18 protein-coding genes are annotated in these 18,427 nt (G+C 63.8%); 16 read left to right on the top strand and 2 right to left on the bottom strand.

What is annotated here, in order from left to right:
• Window positions 1-125 precede the first annotated feature (125 nt).
• The 12 genes from gspC to V5738_RS09240 all read left to right on the top strand — a co-directional run bounded on the left by gspC (window position 126) and on the right by V5738_RS09240 (window position 11,991).
• On the top strand, window positions 126-1,013 hold the full coding sequence (gspC, locus tag V5738_RS09185; RefSeq protein WP_423824122.1) for a type II secretion system protein GspC: 888 nt from the start codon (window positions 126-128) through the stop codon (window positions 1,011-1,013).
• Window positions 1,010-3,181, top strand: a complete 2,172-nt coding sequence (gene gspD / locus V5738_RS09190) for a type II secretion system secretin GspD (RefSeq protein WP_423824123.1) — start codon at window positions 1,010-1,012, stop codon at window positions 3,179-3,181. The genes gspC and gspD overlap by 4 nt, the downstream gene beginning before the upstream one ends.
• A gap of 11 nt (window positions 3,182-3,192) precedes the next feature.
• Window positions 3,193-4,761 carry a type II secretion system ATPase GspE gene (gene gspE / locus V5738_RS09195; protein ID WP_423824124.1) on the top strand — a complete coding sequence of 523 codons (1,569 nt, stop codon included), beginning with the start codon at window positions 3,193-3,195 and terminating at the stop codon, window positions 4,759-4,761.
• Window positions 4,762-4,783: 22 nt separating this feature from the next.
• Entirely contained in the window at window positions 4,784-6,004 is a 1,221-nt protein-coding gene (gene gspF / locus V5738_RS09200; RefSeq protein ID WP_423824125.1) for a type II secretion system inner membrane protein GspF, read from the top strand.
• A gap of 38 nt (window positions 6,005-6,042) precedes the next feature.
• On the top strand, window positions 6,043-6,516 hold the full coding sequence (gene gspG / locus V5738_RS09205) for a type II secretion system major pseudopilin GspG (RefSeq protein ID WP_423824126.1): 474 nt from the start codon (window positions 6,043-6,045) through the stop codon (window positions 6,514-6,516).
• Between the two features lie 245 nt (window positions 6,517-6,761).
• Window positions 6,762-7,385 (top strand): type II secretion system minor pseudopilin GspH, encoded by a 624-nt coding sequence (gspH, locus tag V5738_RS09210; protein ID WP_423824127.1) that lies wholly within the window; start codon window positions 6,762-6,764, stop codon window positions 7,383-7,385.
• The gene (gspI, locus tag V5738_RS09215) at window positions 7,382-7,837 is read left to right on the top strand and encodes a type II secretion system minor pseudopilin GspI (RefSeq protein WP_423824128.1); all 456 of its coding nucleotides are present in this window, start codon (window positions 7,382-7,384) and stop codon (window positions 7,835-7,837) included. The genes gspH and gspI overlap by 4 nt, the downstream gene beginning before the upstream one ends.
• Window positions 7,834-8,469: a type II secretion system minor pseudopilin GspJ gene (gene gspJ, locus V5738_RS09220; protein ID WP_423824129.1), complete on the top strand. Its 636-nt coding sequence runs from the start codon at window positions 7,834-7,836 to the stop codon at window positions 8,467-8,469. The genes gspI and gspJ overlap by 4 nt, the downstream gene beginning before the upstream one ends.
• Window positions 8,466-9,404 carry a type II secretion system minor pseudopilin GspK gene (gene gspK / locus V5738_RS09225; RefSeq protein WP_423824130.1) on the top strand — a complete coding sequence of 313 codons (939 nt, stop codon included), beginning with the start codon at window positions 8,466-8,468 and terminating at the stop codon, window positions 9,402-9,404. The genes gspJ and gspK overlap by 4 nt, the downstream gene beginning before the upstream one ends.
• Window positions 9,405-9,521: 117 nt before the next feature.
• On the top strand, window positions 9,522-10,739 hold the full coding sequence (gene gspL / locus V5738_RS09230) for a type II secretion system protein GspL (protein ID WP_423824131.1): 1,218 nt from the start codon (window positions 9,522-9,524) through the stop codon (window positions 10,737-10,739).
• Entirely contained in the window at window positions 10,736-11,239 is a 504-nt protein-coding gene (gspM, locus tag V5738_RS09235; protein WP_423820516.1) for a type II secretion system protein GspM, read from the top strand. The genes gspL and gspM overlap by 4 nt, the downstream gene beginning before the upstream one ends.
• Window positions 11,236-11,991: a type II secretion system protein N gene (locus V5738_RS09240; RefSeq protein ID WP_423820517.1), complete on the top strand. Its 756-nt coding sequence runs from the start codon at window positions 11,236-11,238 to the stop codon at window positions 11,989-11,991. Before gspM ends, V5738_RS09240 begins: the two co-directional genes overlap by 4 nt.
• Window positions 11,992-12,328: 337 nt before the next feature.
• Here V5738_RS09240 and V5738_RS09245 read toward each other — a convergent pair whose 3' ends face one another.
• The gene (locus tag V5738_RS09245; RefSeq protein WP_423820518.1) at window positions 12,329-13,564 is read right to left on the bottom strand and encodes a class I SAM-dependent methyltransferase; all 1,236 of its coding nucleotides are present in this window, start codon (window positions 13,562-13,564) and stop codon (window positions 12,329-12,331) included.
• 168 nt (window positions 13,565-13,732) lie between these two features.
• Here V5738_RS09245 and V5738_RS09250 point away from each other — a divergent pair, with 168 nt between their 5' ends.
• Genes V5738_RS09250 through V5738_RS09265 form a run of 4 tightly spaced genes read left to right on the top strand, consistent with a single transcriptional unit; the run spans window position 13,733 to window position 17,011 of the window.
• The gene (locus V5738_RS09250; protein ID WP_423820519.1) at window positions 13,733-14,737 is read left to right on the top strand and encodes a zinc-dependent alcohol dehydrogenase; all 1,005 of its coding nucleotides are present in this window, start codon (window positions 13,733-13,735) and stop codon (window positions 14,735-14,737) included.
• Window positions 14,725-15,123, top strand: a complete 399-nt coding sequence (locus V5738_RS09255; RefSeq protein WP_423820520.1) for a 6-pyruvoyl trahydropterin synthase family protein — start codon at window positions 14,725-14,727, stop codon at window positions 15,121-15,123. The genes V5738_RS09250 and V5738_RS09255 overlap by 13 nt, the downstream gene beginning before the upstream one ends.
• Window positions 15,120-16,178: a glycosyltransferase family 4 protein gene (locus V5738_RS09260; RefSeq protein ID WP_423820521.1), complete on the top strand. Its 1,059-nt coding sequence runs from the start codon at window positions 15,120-15,122 to the stop codon at window positions 16,176-16,178. The genes V5738_RS09255 and V5738_RS09260 overlap by 4 nt, the downstream gene beginning before the upstream one ends.
• Window positions 16,175-17,011 carry a class I SAM-dependent methyltransferase gene (locus V5738_RS09265; RefSeq protein ID WP_423820522.1) on the top strand — a complete coding sequence of 279 codons (837 nt, stop codon included), beginning with the start codon at window positions 16,175-16,177 and terminating at the stop codon, window positions 17,009-17,011. Before V5738_RS09260 ends, V5738_RS09265 begins: the two co-directional genes overlap by 4 nt.
• A gap of 503 nt (window positions 17,012-17,514) precedes the next feature.
• On the opposite strand, the gene V5738_RS09270 is transcribed toward V5738_RS09265, so the two are convergent.
• The gene (locus V5738_RS09270; protein WP_423820523.1) at window positions 17,515-18,333 is read right to left on the bottom strand and encodes a RibD family protein; all 819 of its coding nucleotides are present in this window, start codon (window positions 18,331-18,333) and stop codon (window positions 17,515-17,517) included.
• Window positions 18,334-18,427 lie beyond the last annotated feature (94 nt).

Below are 18,427 nucleotides of genomic sequence, written 5' to 3' on the forward strand. Positions count from 1 at the left end.
GCGCTGCGTGGCATTGCTAGACGCTGTGGCCGGGCATGCGCCGGTCGATTCCTGCATCGATCTGCGACGGTCACCACTAATTTATATGTAACGCAGACTTCATACACTTCGGTAGACTCCCGGCCATGGCTATGGAACTCTCGCAGGACGCCCAGCGTTGGCTGGCGCGTGCACCGGAAATCGTCAATCTGATCCTGGTGGCCCTGATCGCGCTCGCCGCGGCCCGCCTATTTTGGCTGGTCTGGCCGGAACCACCGGCGCAGGTCGTAGCGCCGAGCGATTCGGACGCCACCAGTCGGGCGGCCAGCGCCAATAATCTCGACATCGACGCGATCGCCAGCGCCCATTTGTTTGGCGAATATATCGCCGAGAAAGACAAACCGGACGAGAACAAGCAGATCGAGGCGCCAGAAACGCATCTGAACTTGGTCCTGACCGGTATCGTATCCGATCAGCGCGGCGAGCGCTCGCGGGCTCTGATCAAGAATCCACAGGGCAAGCAGGACAGCTACAAGGCCGGCCAATCCATCGTTTCCGGTGTCAAGCTCCAAGCGATCTATACCAACCGGGTGATTCTGGATCGCAACGGGCGTTATGAAACATTGACCCTGGAAAGCGTGAAAAAAGCGCGTTCGATGACCGGCATCAAACGCATGCGCTCCGAACCCGATCAGGCCGAACGAACGGTTTCGGGCCAACTCGCCGACCAGATCGGCGATGTTCGACAAAAAATCCTTGCCGATCCGTCGAGCGCGCAACGCTATATTCGCTTGCGACCGGCCCGGCAAGACGGCAATCTCGTGGGCTACCGGATCTATCCCGGGGCAGATAAGGCCTTGTTCAAGAAAGCAGGCCTCAAAAGTGGGGAACTAGTGACAGCGATCAACGGCAAGCCGCTGGACAACCCGGCGGCCTCTTTGAAGATGCTTGGCAATCTCGCGCGTGCCGACAGCGCGACCGTCACGCTCGAAAACGAAGGTCAGAGCCGAACGGTCCGGATTGATTTCAAATGAATTGGACGGGTCATTTCGCACGGATCAGCCTTTGTATCGCAGCCGCCTGCGCACCGATGGTGCTGCATGCCCAGACCGACCGCACCGGGGTTAATCCGGTCGCCGGCAGTGACGATTCGTTTACGCTCAATCTCAAAAACGCCGACATCACGACCCTGATCGCGACCGTCAGCGAGGTCACGGGCCGCAACTTCGTAGTCGATCCACGCGTCAAAGGCGACGTGACGGTGTTGTCGAATCAGCCGATGACGCCCCAGGAGCTGTACCAGACTTTCCTGTCGGTGCTCGACGTCCATGGCTTTGCTGCCGTGCCCTCTGGTGAAGTCACCAAGATCATTCCACAGATCAACGCCAAGCAGGACGGCGGTTTCGGTGGTTCCAGCGCCGGTACCAACGAAGACATCGTCACCAAGGTGATCCATGTCGACAATGTGCCGGCCGACCAGCTGGTGCCGATCCTGCGGCCGCTGGTGCCCCAGTACGGCCACCTGGCCGCCTATTCGGCCTCCAATTCACTGGTGATTTCTGACCGAGAAGCCAACGTCGGCCGGCTGACCAATATCGTCCAGCGTATCGACAAGAACGGCACCTCCAGTATCCAGAGCGTGCATCTCGAAAACGCCAATGCCGCGGATGTGGCCGAAGCGATCAACAAGCTGCAAGGCAACGGCAAGAACGACGCCGGCGGCAACGTGGTGCCCGACGAACGCACCAACAGCGTGATCATCAGTGGCAGCCGCCGGGATCGTTCCAAGCTGCGCTCGATCATCTCCAATATGGATACCAAGGCCGACAATTCAGGCGGCACCCAGGTCATTTATCTCAACTATGCCGATGCCGAAACCCTGGCGCCGGTCCTGCAAGCCTATGCGACCGGCCAGAGTTACTCGGCGGGCAGCCAGCGTTCCAACCGGCTTTCGGGCTTTGGCAACAGCAGCGGCTTCGGCAGCAGTAACAATAGCGGTTTCGGCAGCAGCAGTAACGACAACCAGTCGAATCTGCGGCGCTCGTCGTCTTCGGGTGGATCGAGCCAGTCGATTTCCGGTTCGAACGACAACGGCATCAGCGTGATCGCCGAGGCAGGCGCCAACGCGCTGATCATCCATGCCCCGGCGGACAAGATGGGCGAGATCAAGGACGTGATCTCGAAGCTCGATATCCGCCGCGGCCAGGTGCTGGTCGAAGCCATCATCGCCGAAATCGGCCTGTCGCGGTCGCGTCAGCTGGGGGTGAACATTGGCGCGCTTAGCGACGACGGCCCGGCCGCAGCGAGTATCCTGGATTCCAACACCTTGCAGTCGATTCCCTCGCTGGCCGACAGCGGCACCCCGCTCAACCTGATCCAGCAGGGGCTGAACGTGGCGCTCGGCGATATCTCCGACGGGGGCACTAGCTTCGCGCTGCTGGTCAACGCCCTGTCAGGCAACTCGGATACCAACGTGTTGTCGACGCCGTCGCTGATCACCCGCGACAACGAAGAGGCCCAGATCAAGGTGGGCCGCAAGGTGCCGTTCCAGACCGGCAGCTATACCAATGGCAACTCGAGTGTCAGCAACGGCACCGTCAACCCCTTCACGACCATCGAACGTGAAGACGTTGGTCTGCAGCTCGGGTTCATTCCCCAGATCAGCGCTGGCGACACCATCCAGCTGACCATCGAGCAGGAAGTCTCGAGCATCGCCCCGGATTCGGCCCAGACCGGGGCGGTCGACCTGGTCACCAACAATCGCTCGCTCCGAACGGCGGTCGAGGTCAAAAACGGCCAGATCCTGGTGCTCGGCGGCCTGATCGACAACAACGTCACGGTCAATCATCAGTCGGTGCCGGTACTCGGTAAAATCCCAATTCTGGGTGCCCTGTTCCGGTACAATTCGGTGAATAAAAGCAAGCGCAACCTGCTGAACTTTATCCGGCCGACCATCCTGAGAGGCGATGGCGAAGCCAACTACTACACGCGCAAGAAGTACGACTACATCCGCTCGCTGCAGCAACAGCAGAGCAACAAGCGAATTCCGCTGATGGGCAACGAGCGCCGCCCGCAGCTTCCGGAAATGGACGACTTCAGCGGCGGCACCAACGCCTCGGCCTCCTACAACGACGTAGGCAGCCCGGATCTGGGCCAGCCGTCGGGCTCCGGCAAGCGTCGCGGCGATCAGTTCTCGGACTAGAGGAGCGCGACATGAGCGACAGTAGCGCCGAATCGCTGAGTCTGGAGCCGGTCGAGCCGGTCACCGGGATCACGCCAGCCCCAAGCCAGGCCGGCGTCAACGACGAGGCGCGTCTCGAGCGGCTGTCGTTCGCCTTTGCCAGGCGCTACGGCATCATGCTCGGTGATCAAAACGACACCACGATACGGGTGATCGCTCGCGAACCGGTCAACGCCGGGGCGCTGCTTGAGGTTCGCCGGCACACACGGCGTCGACTGGCTGTGGAAACGGTGCCTGGCGATGCCTTCGAGGCGATGCTCCAAAACGACTACGAAAATCGCGACAACGAATCCAGCCAGATCGTCGAGGGCATGGACGACGATCTGGATCTGTCGGATGCCGCCCGGGCCCTGGCCGAACCGGCGGATCTGCTGGAATCGTCCGACGATGCGCCGATCATCCGGCTGATCAACGCCCTGCTGACAGAAGCGATCAAGGAAAACGCCTCGGATATTCATATCGAGCCGTTCGAGGCGCGACTGACCGTGCGCTTCCGAGTCGACGGCGTGCTACGGGAAGTGCTCAACCCGCCGCGCCAGCTCGCCCCGCGCCTGATCTCGCGCGTCAAGGTGATGGCCAAGCTCGATATCGCCGAAAAACGCGTTCCACAGGATGGTCGGATTTCGGTACGCATTGCCGGGCGGCCCGTGGACGTACGTGTCTCGACCATCCCCTCGGGCACCGGCGAGCGCGTGGTCATGCGTCTACTCGACAAGCAGGCCGGCCGGCTCGACCTACCCCAGCTCGGCATGCCCAAGGATACGCTGAGCGCCATTGACGAGCTGGTGCACAAGCCACACGGCATTATCCTGGTCACCGGCCCAACCGGTTCCGGCAAGACCACTACGCTGTATGCCGGTATCACCCGCATCAACGATCGCACTCGCAACATCATGACCGTCGAGGATCCGATCGAGTACTACCTCGACGGCATCGGCCAGACCCAGGTCAACTCCAAAGTCGACATGAGCTTTGCGCGCGGCCTGCGGGCGATCCTGCGCCAGGACCCGGACGTGGTCATGATCGGCGAAATCCGTGATCTGGAGACGGCCGAGATCGCGGTCCAGGCTTCGCTGACCGGTCATCTCGTGTTATCGACCCTGCATACCAACACGGCCGTTGGTGCGATCGCCCGGCTGCGCGACATGGGCGTCGAGCCATTCCTGCTGTCGTCGTCGCTGATCGGCATCATGGCCCAGCGCCTGGTCCGTACCTTATGCCCGGACTGCAAGCAGCCGTATACCGCGGACGGCCGCGAATGCGAACTGCTCAAGGCCGACCCGACGGCGCCGCCGACGCTGTATAAGCCGAATGGCTGCGAACAATGCAACCAAAGCGGCTTTCGCGGCCGTACCGGGATCTACGAACTGGTCGTCATCGACGACGAACTGCGACAGATGATCCACGAACAGGCCGCCGAATATGCCCTCGAGGCCCAGGCGCGCAAGACCACGCCGAGCATTCGGGCCGACGGCCGGGCCAACGTGCTGGGCGGACGCACCACGCTTGAGGAAGTCCTGCGCGTGACCCGCGAAGGCTGACCCAACAGACGCCGGGGCATACATGGGGGCATTCGAATACACCGCACTCGACGCCAGAGGCCGACGCAAGAAAGGCGTTCTGGAAGGCGATGCCGCACGCGCCATCCGAACCCAGCTGCGCGACCGCGGGCTAACGCCGATCGAAGTCAACGAAGTCGCCGAAAACCGCGCGGCCCACGGCGGCCGTTCCGTACTCGGTTTCTCGCGTGGCATGAACGTCACCGAGCTGGCCCTGTTTACCCGCCAGCTCGCCACGCTTGCCCATGCCGGCCTGCCCATGGAAGAAGCCCTCAAGGCAGTAGCCGAGCAGACCGAGAACGAACGGGTGCAGAAGATCATCGTCGGGGTCCGCGCAGAAGTCGTCGAAGGCAACACCTTCGCCGCTGCCCTGGCCGACTTTCCCAAGAGTTTCAGCCCGCTCTATCAGGCCACAGCCGCTGCCGGCGAGCAGTCGGGCCACATCGACGAAGTGCTCAACGGCTTGGCCGACTATGTCGAGGAACAACAGGCGCTACGCCAGAAAATCCTGGCCGCGCTGATCTATCCGGCGTTTCTGGTGGTGGTTTCGATCGGCATCGTGATTGCACTGCTATCCACCGTCGTACCCAAGCTGGTGCATGTCTTCAACAGCGTGCACGCCGATCTGCCGGCGCTCACGGTGTTCCTGATCGCCACCAGCGATTTCCTACGCGATTGGGGCTGGCTGCTGGCGATCGTGGTCGCGGCACTGATCGGCGGATTTATCTATGGCCTGCGCTATCCGGGCTTCAGGCGCGGCTTTCATACCACAGTGCTGCGTATCCCGTTGCTGGGCCGCTTCGTGCGCGGCGTCAATACCGCGCGCTTTACCCGCACTCTGGCGATCCTGACCCGCAGCGGCGTACCCGCGCTGGATGCCATGACGATCGGGGCGGATGTCGTAACCAACGTACCGATGCACGAGGCGATCAAACGCGCCGCGACCCGGGTGCGCGAAGGCGATGCCATCCATCGTGCCCTACAGCGCGAAAACCTGTTTCCGGCGATCACCCTGCATATGATTGCCAACGGCGAAATGTCCGGCGAGCTCGATGCCATGTTGGGTCGAGCGGCCGATCACCAGGACCGCGAAGTCGAAACCATGCGCGAAGGCGTGATGGGTATTCTCGGCCCGGCCGTGATCCTGTCGATGGGCGGCATCGTGCTGATGATCGTGCTGGCCGTGCTGCTGCCCGTGTTCCATCTCAACCAGCTGGTCCAGTGACCGGACGCCTTCAAAACTGCTGCTGCGAGGATTTTCTTATGCCAACAATCGCCCATCGCCGATTGCCGCCTACCCGCCGCCAGGGCGGTTTCACGCTGATCGAGATCATGGTCGTGGTCGTCATCCTCGGTATTCTCGCAGCGATCGTGGTGCCCAATATCATCGACCGGCCAGACGCGGCTCGCGAAGCCAAGGCCCGCCAAGACATCAAGGCGATCGATTCGGCGCTCAAGTTGTACCGGCTCGACAACTATCGCTATCCGACCACCGAGCAGGGCCTGGCCGCGCTGGTCGACAAACCCTCCAGCCAGCCGGTGCCACGCAACTGGAAATCGGGTGGCTACCTGGATCAGTTGCCGACCGACCCCTGGGGCCACGTCTATCATTACCGCAATCCCGGCCAACACGGCCCGATCGATATCTACACCCTCGGCCGCGATAACCAGGATGGCGGCGACGGCCCGGATTCGGATATCGGCAATTGGACGCTCAACGACAACGGCGGCTCCTAGGACCGGTTGATGTTTCGTCCGAGCGCCGCGTTGAAGACCGCCCATCGTATCCGGCCAAGGCGCGAGTCGCTGATCGTGGCGTGCCACGATCAAGGCTCGTAACGCTGCAGGGCGCGATGGGCGGCCCACACCAAAGGGACAAGCACCGTTTTGCGCGGGCTCGTACGACGCATCTACAAGTCCTGGGCCATGCCGCGGCCATCGTGTGCCATCCCGGCGTCCGGCTAGGCGCCGCCCCGCACCCCGTGCCATCGTGTCGAACCCGCCAACGCGGCTTCACGCTGATCGAGATCCTGGTGGTGCTCGTGATCGTCGGCGTGGTGTTGACGTTCGCGACCCTATCGGTGAATCCGAGCGGGCCGGGTGACCGTCTGGATACCGAGTCGCAGCGGCTATTCGCTCTGGCCCAGACCGCCGCCGATCAGGCGATCCTATCCGGACACACAGTCGGGCTGGAGGTCACCGAACATGGCTATCGCTTCATCGTGCTGCACCAAAGCGGCTGGAAACCGATCACGGCCGGGGATTCGCCCTTGCGGCCGCGCCGGCTCGACGATGATCTGTATATCGACCGACTGAATGCCCAGGGTAGCCATGATGCGAACAACGAACAGGCCGCCACGCTGAGCCTGCCGGTCTCGCCGATCGCCGGGCCCAATCCAGCCGATGCTGCGGAAGCCGCAGCGGCCAACAGCGACCCAAACGACGACGATCGCGATCAGGCTCTGGCCATGCCTGCGGCGCTGTTTCTGTCTAGCGGCGAACTGTTGCCGTTCACGCTTGAGATGTCGGCCAAGGATGTGGATCACCGTTTCCAGATCGTGGGCGCGCCCAATGGCGATATCCAGCGTAGGCGAATCGACCGATGAGTACGCGGCAGGCTGGCTTCACCCTGATCGAGGTGCTGATCGCACTCGCGGTATTGGCGATCGCCCTGGTGGCGTTCGTCTCCACGGGTGCCCAGAACGCCGATTATGCGACCTATATCCGACAGCGCACGGTCGCCGAATGGGTGGCCCGTAACCAGCTGGTGGCCTACCAGCTTGCTCCGAACTGGCCGGATACCGGCAGCCACGACGGCAATACCCAGATGGGCGGCAGCCGCTGGCACTGGGAGGCCGAGGTCAAGAGTTCGCCCGATCCCAATGTCCGGCGCGTCAACGTTCGGGTCTATGCCAAGGATCCGGATCGCCAACAACCGAGCAACGACTCGATCGTACTCATGAGCGGTTTTCTGAGCCAGCACGAACAACCCCGGGATAATCCGAACGGCGCCGACGACACGAATGACAGCAACAGCGACGACGAGGACGATTCGTGAAGCGCCGCGCCGATCAGAGCGGGTTCACGCTGATCGAACTGTTGATCGCGATGGCCGTGTTCGCAGTGATGGCAGCAATCGCCTACGGCGGTCTGTCGTCGGTGATCAACACGCGCGATTCCATCGATACGGCCCTAGATCGCAGCAAGGAACTGCAGATGGCGCTATGGCGGCTGCAGCAAGACATCGAGCAGACCGTCGATCGGCCCGTCCGGGATCGCTTCGGCGATCCCGAGCCGCCTCTGATCGGCAGCCCTGACCGTGGCTTGAACCTGACCCGCGATGGCTGGGCCAATCCGCTGTCGGAGCCGCGCAGCACTCTGCAGCGTGTGCATTATGAGTTGTCGGGCGATCATCATCTGATACGCGGCTACTATCGCGTACTCGATCAAGCCCAGGACAGCGAGCCCGTGCGGTCGGACCTGTTGTCCGGGGTCGACAACATCGAGTGGCGGTTCCTGGATACCAACGGCAACTGGCAAGACCGCTGGCCGCCCGATAACGGCGGCTCGCTCGCCCCGACCACCGAAAACGCCAATCGGCCGCCGCCGGTGGCCGTGGAGCTGCGACTGGCGACCGAGCAATGGGGGCGGCTGCGACTGCTGTTCGCCTTGCCGGGTGCCCGCCTATGATCGAACCGACCCGGCAACGCGGCGTCGCCCTTTTGACCGCCATGCTGATCATGGCCCTGGCCGCGATCATCAGTACCGCCATGATCGCGAGCATGACGCTGGCCATGCATCGCTCCGGCAATATCTGGAACGCCCAACAGGCCTGGTGGTATGGCATCGGTATCGAGAACTGGCTCGGCACCCAGCTGCGCGAAGACGCCCGGCATTCGAAAATCGATACCTTGAAAGAAGCCTGGGCCCAGCCGGTCGACTACTTACCCATCGACGGCGGCTCGATCAGCGGTCAGATCGTCGATCTCCAGGGGCGTTTCAATCTCAACAATCTGGCACTTGGTAACGCCGAGTCCAGCACCGCGCAGTTCGTTCGCTTGATCGAAGCCGTCTCCGATACCGACGAAATCACTGCCCGAACCATCGCCCAGGCCACCCGCGACTGGATCGACGACGATATCCAGCCGGCCCGGCCCTATGGGGCGGAAGACGACTACTATCTCGGTCTTAGCCCTGCCTATCGCACTGGCAACACCCTGATGGTCAGCCCCAGCGAACTGCGCGCCGTGCGCGGCATGACGCCCCAGCTCTATCGGCGCCTTGCGCCCTATATCTGTGCGCTGCCCACCGCGACTGCGATCAACGTCGATACGGCCGGCGCGCCGGTGCTGCAGTCGCTGTTGCCCGACTTGCCCGACAACAGCGGCCAGCAGCTCGCAGCGGCACGCCAGGATTCGCCCTGGGAATCGACACAGGCGTTTCTTCAGGCCGACGCCGTGGCCGGCCAACCGGCCAAGGGCATATCGATCGCGGTTTCTACCGACTATTTTCTGGTCAGCGGGCGCATCAGTGTCGGCAACAGCGCCACCCAGTTCTATGCCGTGTTGCATCGCAGCGGCAACGGCGCAGTCGAGGTCGTCCGCCATGCCACCCAGGCGTACTGACGATGCACTGGCCCAGGTTTGATACCTCGACAGCCCCGGCGTCTGCGTTAGACTGCCGGATCGGATCGGCGCGCCCGGGGGCCGGCGCGCGTCTCATCACTTTTTCAGGGAGCTGACGTGGCCCGACGGCTTGCGTTGTATTTCGACGGACATCAGGCAGCTTGGTTGGATGAGGCCGGCCAGCCGGTACGCGGCGAACTGGCGGAGTTCGCAAGCTCGGCCGGTGCCGACGCCGAGGTTTCGGTGATTATCCCCGGCGAGGATGTGCTGCTGACCCGTGCGACCTTGCCGCCGATCCGCTCGGCATCGCGGCGCCTTCAGGCCGCGCGCTATGCCCTCGAGGACCGGCTGGCCGGTCGGGTGGAAGAACTGCATTTCGCCCTGGCCGGCGCCCCGGACCGACACGGCGAAACGCCGGTCGCAGTCATCGACCTGGCGCGCATGAGCGCCTTGGTCGACACGCTCGCAGATGCGGGGATCGACGCAGTACGCATTCTGCCGGAGGCGATGGCCCTGCCCCGACCGGAACCCGGCGCCTGGCAGATCGCGGTCGTCGACGAGCGCGTCGTGGCGCGAACCGGTCCCGAAGCCGGCCTAGCTACCGATATCGAGCTCTGGCCGCTGGTGGCCGGCGCCCTGGATACGCCTGGCGCCGTGACCGTGCATGCAACCTCTGCAACCACAGCACGGTCGCTCGTGGCGATCGACTGGTCCGGCGACACCGAACCAGCCGTCCATGAGTCGCTGCACCACAGCGACGACGGCATACTCGCCACGCTTCTGGCCGGCGCCGACATCGGCCGCGGCGGGCTCAATCTTCGGCAGGGCGCGTTCGCACGTCGCTCCCAGTTCCAGTCGCAATGGCGGCCGTTGATCTGGACCGCGGCGCTGGCCGCGACTTGGCTGGTGATCGCCATCGCCGGGCGCGCCATCGAAACCTGGCAGCTCAACAACCGGATCGAGCATCTGCACGATCAGACCTTGTCGGCTTTTCACGAAGCCTTTCCGAACGTTCAGAACATCAATGATCTGCGCGTACAAGCCGAGGAAGGGATTCGCCAGCTGCGCGGCGCCGGGGGCGCCGGCGGCCTGTTCCCGCTCGTACAGGCGGTCGCGGCGGTCGCTGGCCAGACCGATGCGCTGGAAGTTCAGTCTATGCAATACCGCAACGGCCAGCTCAGCCTGAGCATCAACGGCGAAAACGTCCAATCCGTGGAGACCCTGCGCGCTGGCTTCGCCCAGCAGGATCGGATCCGGTTATCGGTCGACAGTGCTGATGCCAGCGCAGCCGGCGTTCAGATCCGGGCCACGGTCAGCCAGGGGGCGAACTCATGAACGCCCTGAAGGAATGGTTCCACACCCTGGCCCCGCGCGAGCGCGTGATGGTCTCGATCGCGGCGGTGATGGTCGTGATCGCGCTGTTCTACTATGCCCTTTGGCAGCCTCTGAACAATGCCCTCACCGATGCCCAGGCGCAGGTCACCGCCGAGTCGAACCAGGCCCGCTGGATGCTCGGCATCCGCAACGAAGCCCAGCTGCTGCGCTCCTCCTCGCAACATCGCGCGCCTACCGGTAGCAATCGTTCGCTGCTGAGCATCGTCGATGAGAGCAGCCGGGCCAATCAGCTCGGCAAAGCCGTGACCCATATCCAGCCACGGAACAACGACCAGGCCTCGGTAACCCTCGACGAGGCCAACTTCAACCGCATGCTGTATTGGCTGCAGACGCTACAGAGCCAGTACGGCGTAGTTGCGACCGAAGCCACGATCTCGCGCGAAGAAGACACCGCCGGCCTGGTCGAAGCCCGCCTGACGCTGAGCCGGGAGGCCTCATGAAGTGGCGCCGGTTCCGGTTCGCGATCGCCGGCGGGATCGCTTTTGTGATCGGCTTGGTGGTGTATCTGCCGGCTTCCTTGGTGGCCCATTGGACGACCGACGGTACGCCGGTGCAGTTGCAAGGTGTCAGCGGCACCCTGCTCGACGGCCAGGCGGCCTACGTATCGCTGCCCGACGGTGCGCTCGACAATCTACAATGGCAGCTGGCCCCAGCCGCGCTATTGCTCGGGCGGTTGTCGGTCTCCGTTCGGACCGATACCGATCTCGGTCATCTGTCGGGCAATGTCGATCGCAGTCTGTTCGGTGGCAATACGATTCGCCACCTCCACGGCGAAGCCACGATTGGTTGGGCCGCGGATCTGGCCGGCTATACGTTCGTGCCGTTGTCCGGCCGTATCGGGCTCGACTTGAGCCAGGTCAGCTTCGACGACCAGCTCAAGGTCAGTGCTCTGGACGGCCAGGTACAGTTGACCAACAGCCGTTGGGAACTGCTCAATCCGCCGCTGACGCTAGGCCGCTTTCAAGCGCAAGTCACCCATACCGACGACGGCTTGGCCGCCGAGATCGTCGATAGCCACGGGCCGCTCGCGCTGACCGGTCAAGTGCGTCTGGTCGGCCAACGACGCTACGATCTCAACGTTCGACTGCGGGCTCGGGCCGGGGCCGACGAGCGGCTCAAGAAGATCCTGGGCCAACTCGGCCGGCCGGACAATGAGGGCTGGTATCGGGTTCGAGAACAAGGCCGGCTTTAATACCACTCCGGTTCGCAACGACGGCCGGCGCGCAGTACCGAGCTCGGGCGCAGGGTCGTCGAGCCATGCTTTACCTGCAATAGCTTTCGAAATCGTTCCGAAGGCCTGCCGGGGGCGACGTGACGTCGATGCTGGCGGGTGCGCCCCAACCTATCGGCGCCAGCCGATCCGGACCGGGGCTTGAATATCGGCCTTAGTCGACGCCGGCCAAAGCTTTAAAGCCCGCTTCATCGACAAGCTCGGCATTCCACGATAACCGACCGAGGCCGTCGCGCCATCGGTCGCTGTGATCGGTGGCCCGCGGCTGCCCGCTCGGCGCGCGGTCGCAGTGCCGGTTTTAGCCCGCCTGGCTCATTGATTGCGCCGGGGGCACAACCATGCCCTCGTCGTGCTCGTCATACAGATAGTCGCGGGTCAGCGGTACCACGTCGTTGCTATGCGCCAATTGGACGTGATAGACGACCAGGTCGCCATAGCGGAAGATCGCCTCGCAGCCCAGCAGGTAGAACTCCCACATCCGACAGAATCGTTCGCCCAGCCGCTCGCGAAAAACGTCGCGGCGTTGTTGGAAACGCTCGTTCCAGGCCGCCAGTGTGCGGGCATAGTGGATACGCCAGACTTCCAGATCCGACAGATCCATGCCGGTGTTTTCGACACACGGGGCGATATCGGACAGCGACGGGATATAGCCACCCGGGAAGATGTACTTGGTGATCCAGTTACGGCTATCGCGCGGCGGCACGCCGTTGCGAGCGATGGTATGGATCAGGCTGCGCCCGTCCGGCTTGAGCAGCCGTGCGACCTGATCGAAAAACGTCTGGTATTGCGGCCGGCCGACGTGCTCGAACATGCCCACCGACACGATGGCGTCGTAGGCGCCCTGATGCTCGCGATAATCTTCCTTGAGAAAGGTCACGCGGTGGCTTAGGCCCTTAGCTTCGGCGCGTTTCTTGGCGTGGCTGAATTGATCATTCGACAGCGTCAGCCCAACCACCTCGACGTCATAGGTCTCGGCCAGATACAACGCCATCCCGCCCCAGCCGCAGCCGATGTCGAGCACCTTGTCGCCCGGCTTGAGCAGCAGCTTGCGACCGATATGTGCCAGTTTAGCGCGCTGGGCCTCGTCGAGCGTCATATCGTCACGCTCGAAATAGGCACAGGAATACTGCATGTCCTCGTCGAGGAAATGCTGGAACAGCTCGTTGTCGATGTCGTAGTGGTGCTGGACGTTGCGCTCGGATTTAATCCGACTGTTCATTTCCGAAACGCCGCGAAAAGCCCGCCGCGCCAGATCGACGAAGCGGTTGCCGTCGCCGAAATTGTCGCCATTGGCGAAATACAGCCGAAATACCGCTAGCAGGCCGCCATCGCCCGGCCACCAGTCGCCTTTCATATAGGTTTCGCCAAAAGCCATTTCGGGATCGGCCAGCAGCCGACGCAGCACTTTGGGATTGCGCAGATGCACATGTGCGACCGGTGCACCGGAACCGTAACGTTCTTCCCCGCCGCTATCAGCGAAATGAAGAACCAACGTGCCTTGGGTGACGAAACGTTCGAACAGATTCTTCTTCACAACCCAATCCCTTTGGCCGATTCTTGCGGCCGAACCCCGTCAGTGAATGGTGTATAAAATACTACGATCGCGGCATAAGTGCATAGTGAAGACATCCGTGCTGCCATAGTCACGACCTCCCACAGCGCTTAGGCTTGGCCCGATATCCGAACGGCCGGTTGAACCGTCATGTCAGCAATGACCGCTCGCGCGTTATGGCTTACGCCACCACACGGCGCGTGTCTGCGTACCGAAACGCTGCCCTTCCCCGGCGAAAACGATTTGGTCATACGCACGCGCTTTTCAGCCATAAGCCGCGGCACCGAGATGCTAGTTTATGACGGGGCCGTACCGGAAAGCGAATACACACGTATGCGCGCGCCATTCCAGGCCGGCGAACTGCCCGGCCCGGTCAAGCACGGCTACGCGAATGTCGGCGTTGTCGAATCCGGCCCGGCAGGTTGGATCGGGCAGACCGTATTCTGCCTGTACCCGCACCAGAGCCGCTATGTCGTGTCGCCCGAGGCAGTCGTCACCGTACCCGACTCCGTGCCGGCCGGGCGCGCGGTACTGGCGGCCAATATGGAAACCGCCGTGAACGCGCTATGGGACGCCGGGCCGCGAGTCGGCGACCGGATCGCTGTGGTCGGCGCCGGCGTGATCGGCTGCCTGACCGCCGCGCTGTGCGCGCGTATTCCCGGCGTTACAGTACAACTGATCGATATCGATCCGAGCCGTGCCGATACGGCCCAAGCCTTGGATGTCGGGTTCGCCGCGCCGGAGACCGCCTGTGGCGGCTGCGATCTGGTGTTCCATGCCAGCGCCACCTCCGCCGGCCTGGATACCGCGCTCAGCTTGGCCGGCGACGAGGCCGAGATCATCGAGATGAGCTGGTTCGGCACTCGCCCGACGACCGCACCACTGGGCGGCGCTTTTCATTCGCGGCGGCTGACACTGCGCGCGACCCAGGTCGGCACCGTCGCCCCGGCGCGCGCCGCGCGCTGGGATCATAGCCAGCGTCTGGCGTTAGCCGTATCGCTCTGCGCGGATTCGCGTCTGGATGCCCTGATCGATGAAGACGCCGTCTTCGATATGCTGCCCGAGGTCATGGCACGTTTAGCCGATCCGGCCGATCGTACGCTGTGCCAACGGATCGTCTATCCCGACCCACCGGATGAGCCATGTATCAACTGACCGTGCGCGATCACATGATGATCGCCCACAGCTTTCAAAGCCCGACCTTTGGTCCGGCCCAGAATCTGCACGGCGCGACCTATGTCGTGGACGTGACTTTCTATCGCCCGACGCTCGACGGCGACGATCTGGTGGTCGATATCGGCGCAGCCTCCGAGGTCCTGGCTGAGATCGTCGCCGAATTCAATCTCAGCAATCTAGACGAGCACCCGGATCTGGCCGGCCACAACACCACGACCGAGTTCATGGCCGGCGTCGTTCATCAGCGTATGGCCGCGGCAATCGCAACGGGTCGGCTTGGCGACTCGGGTTCGGGCATCGCCCGAATCGGCGTGCAGCTGTCGGAATCGCATATCGCCTGGGCCGGCTACGAGGCCGATCTATGAGTCAGGCGTTGCCCATGATCGTCGCTGGCGATCCCGAACAGTACACCGGTGGCTATATCTACGATGCCCGGATCGCGGCAGCGCTGACCGAAGCCGGCTGCCCAGTAGAGCGCATCGGATTGGCTGGCCGTTTCCCCGAGGCCGACCCCACCGCGGCATCGGCCATGCACGACGCGCTGGCCGATCTTGCCGATGGCACCACCGTGATCATTGACGGCCTGGCGCTCGGTGGCTTGCCGAACGTCATTGCCGAACATGCCGGGCGGCTAATACTGGTCGCGCTGATCCACCATCCGCTGGCCGACGAATCGGGCATCGACGAGGTCCTCGCCGCACGGCTCTACGACAGCGAGCGACAGGCTCTGGCCCAGGTCGCCCATGTCGTGGTCACCAGCCGTTTCATCGCACAACGCCTGATCGATGGCTACGGCGTGGCCAAGCAACGACTGGATATCGTCGAGCCCGGCCTCGACAAGCCGAGCACGGCGCGCCGCCCGGATGCAGCGGTACCGCGGCTGCTGTGTGTTGCTAGCCTCATTCCGCGTAAGGGCCACACGATCCTGATCGACGCGCTGGCCCGGATCGCCAAGCAGCACTGGCATTGCGACTGCATCGGCGATCTCGACCGCGATCCCGACTGCGTGGCCGAAGCCCGTCGGGCAATCGCAGCGCATCAACTCAACGAGCGCATCGAACTGCTTGGCAGCCGGCCGCCCGCAAGTCTATCGGCGGCCTATCAGAGCGCGCATCTATTCGTGTTGCCGTCCTACTACGAAGGCTACGGCATGGTGATTACCGAGGCTCTGGCCCATGGTCTGCCCGTGGTTACCACGACCGGCGGCGCCCTGGCCGATACCTTGCCCAACGATGCCGGAATCGCGGTGCCGCCCGGCGATGCCCAAGCACTGGCCGATGCGCTGCAGTACCTGCTATCCGACGCCGCGGCCTACGCCGAACTCGCGGCCGGGGCACGCCGGGCCGGCCAGACGCTGCCAGGCTGGTCGGATGCCGGACAACGCTTCGCGGCCGTGCTCAACCGCATGGCGACGACATGAGCACGCCGGCCGCCGGCTCGGTATTTGAAAGCGACTGGCTCGCCGAGCGCGAAGCCATCGATCACAGAAGCCGTTCCGCCGGGCTCTGTGCAGCAGTCTGCTGCCATTTGAGCCGGCGCTCTAGCCCAACCGTCACGATCGTTGACCTAGGCGCCGGCCGTGGCTCGAATTTTCGTTATCTGGCGCCCAGGCTGCCCGGGCCGCAGCATTGGCGGCTACTGGATCACGATGCCGGCCTGCTCGATACGATCGAGGCCCAGAGCGCCGGACTGGCCCCCGCCGATACCCTGGAAACCCAGGCCATCGACCTCGGGGCCGACCTCGGCACGGCCATCGATGGCGCCGATCTGGTCACGGCCTCAGCGTTGCTCGATCTGGTTTCACCAGCCTGGATGGATGCCCTAGCCGCCCGCTGTGCGGCCCAGGGCAGCGCGCTGCTGATGGCCCTGAGCATCGACGGCCATATCGATTTTGACGGCCCGGCCGATCCACTCGATGGCCTGGTGCGCGCCGAGCTGGCCAAAGATCAGCAGCGCGACAAGGGCCTGGGCCCCGCACTTGGCGGCCGCGCCCCGGCCCAGCTGATCAATACGCTGTCGGCCCATGGCTTTGCGGTCACGGCCATGCCCAGTCCCTGGCGCCTGGGCCCGGCTGACGCGGACCTCGTGGCGTCGTTGATCGACGGCTGGCGCGGCGCTGTCGCCACTCGGCGGCCGGATCTGGCCTCGACGCTTGCGAACTGGGCCGAACGGCGTACCCACGCGGTCATTGACAGCGAACATGCTCTGAGCGTCGGCCATGTCGACGTGCTGGGAGTGCTGGGCGCCGGCTGAGAACTCGTCTAAGCCATACATCGGGCGCAGCCCGTGAGGCGGCACTAGAGCGTGTTGCGGTTCCTGCGGGTCCGCGCCGAAGGCTCTGTCGGGCGGCAAACCGAGGCCCCGCGAGTGCGGCGTCGTGGCGCTACCTCAGTGAGCAGGAACACGGGACAGCGGGCCCACAGCCGTTGCCCCGAAGTGTTGCGCCGCGAATCGCGCCGGCCTGCCTTGCGCGCCTTGATCGGGACACGCCCGTAACTGGTGGCTCACGCCTCGTCCGCTACGATGTAAGCCGGCAACGCAGCGCACGGAGAAACCGCAACCTGCCTAGGCCAACCCGGCATCGGGCGCGACCGATCGCGCGTGTCGTTGCACTGCCCCAGGTCTCGGCCCACGCAGAGCATCACGAAAGCCTGCCCTCGGCCGCGCTAACACACCCGCGATGCGCAACGCCGCGGTTCGCTGCGCGATAGCGCTCGCCAGGGCGGGTACGCCATCCAACCGACCGGCAACTGCGCTCAGGCCCGCGGATTCAGCTCCAGGTCGTAAAGCCGGTCGTCGCCCAGGACGAACGAGCGCGTTTTCGGCCGCCGGGCCTGATCGAGGGTTTCGATTTCGTCGAGCAGCAGCCCAGGCCGGCCAGAGCCGATCAGCATCGGCGCGACCACCGTATGCAGGCGATCGACGCGATTGGCATTGATGAAATGCGAAATGGTCACGCCGCCGCCCTCAATCAGTACTCGCTGTAAACCGCGCTCGGCCAACAGCGCCAGCAACGTACTCGGCAGTGCGGCCGCCGAGACGTCCGGCAGCACCAGCGGGGTTGCGCCCGGCGCAGCTCGGCCGGCCTCGCGTACGCCGTGCAACGTTTCTGGTCCGGAATCCGAAAACAGCCCACAGTCGGCCGGCACTCGGGCATTCGGATCGAGCACTACGCGTTTGGGCTGGGTACCGTCGACATGGCGCACGGTCAGCTGCGGATCGTCGGCCGCGACCGTACCGGCGCCGACCACAACCGCATCGACGAGCGCACGCAGCCGATGCAGGTGGATACGACTGGCTTCTCCGGTGACGTAGTAGGAATGGCCGCTGGCCGTCGCGATCCGGCCGTCGAGGCTCTGGCCGAGCTGGGCGACCACCAGCCGCGGCGCGCTGAACGCGATCGGCAACAACATATCGAACAGGTCGGCGGCCTCGTCATCAACCGCGATTTCGGCCAACCAGGCCCCGCCGGGCTGAATCACCAAGCCTTCGCAGGGGTGCCACGGGGCATCGGTGGGCTGTTCACGTGCATCCCGAATCAAACGCCAAGCGTAGTCGGCATCGATAACTGGCATCATATGCGCCCTTTTTCACGAAACTGCCGGGACCGTGTCGCCGCCGACAGTTCCAGCCTAAGGCACGGTTGCATGACTGCCCAGCCATTGGAAT

It is taken from the genome of Salinisphaera sp. SPP-AMP-43, assembly GCF_049568105.1.
Taxonomy (GTDB): Bacteria; Pseudomonadota; Gammaproteobacteria; order Nevskiales; family Salinisphaeraceae; genus Salinisphaera.

Coding starts and splice junctions, on each gene's coding strand:
- gspD (WP_423824123.1), top strand. CDS start 1,010: ATGAATTGGACGGGTCATTTCGCACGGATCAGCCTTTGTATCGCAGCC.
- gspG (WP_423824126.1), top strand. CDS start 6,043: ATGCCAACAATCGCCCATCGCCGATTGCCGCCTACCCGCCGCCAGGGC.
- gspK (WP_423824130.1), top strand. CDS start 8,466: ATGATCGAACCGACCCGGCAACGCGGCGTCGCCCTTTTGACCGCCATG.
- V5738_RS09265 (WP_423820522.1), top strand. CDS start 16,175: ATGAGCACGCCGGCCGCCGGCTCGGTATTTGAAAGCGACTGGCTCGCC.
- V5738_RS09260 (WP_423820521.1), top strand. CDS start 15,120: ATGAGTCAGGCGTTGCCCATGATCGTCGCTGGCGATCCCGAACAGTAC.
- gspE (WP_423824124.1), top strand. CDS start 3,193: ATGAGCGACAGTAGCGCCGAATCGCTGAGTCTGGAGCCGGTCGAGCCG.
- gspM (WP_423820516.1), top strand. CDS start 10,736: ATGAACGCCCTGAAGGAATGGTTCCACACCCTGGCCCCGCGCGAGCGC.
- V5738_RS09250 (WP_423820519.1), top strand. CDS start 13,733: ATGTCAGCAATGACCGCTCGCGCGTTATGGCTTACGCCACCACACGGC.
- gspF (WP_423824125.1), top strand. CDS start 4,784: ATGGGGGCATTCGAATACACCGCACTCGACGCCAGAGGCCGACGCAAG.
- V5738_RS09270 (WP_423820523.1), bottom strand. CDS start 18,333: ATGCCAGTTATCGATGCCGACTACGCTTGGCGTTTGATTCGGGATGCA.
- gspI (WP_423824128.1), top strand. CDS start 7,382: ATGAGTACGCGGCAGGCTGGCTTCACCCTGATCGAGGTGCTGATCGCA.
- V5738_RS09240 (WP_423820517.1), top strand. CDS start 11,236: ATGAAGTGGCGCCGGTTCCGGTTCGCGATCGCCGGCGGGATCGCTTTT.
- V5738_RS09255 (WP_423820520.1), top strand. CDS start 14,725: ATGTATCAACTGACCGTGCGCGATCACATGATGATCGCCCACAGCTTT.
- gspC (WP_423824122.1), top strand. CDS start 126: ATGGCTATGGAACTCTCGCAGGACGCCCAGCGTTGGCTGGCGCGTGCA.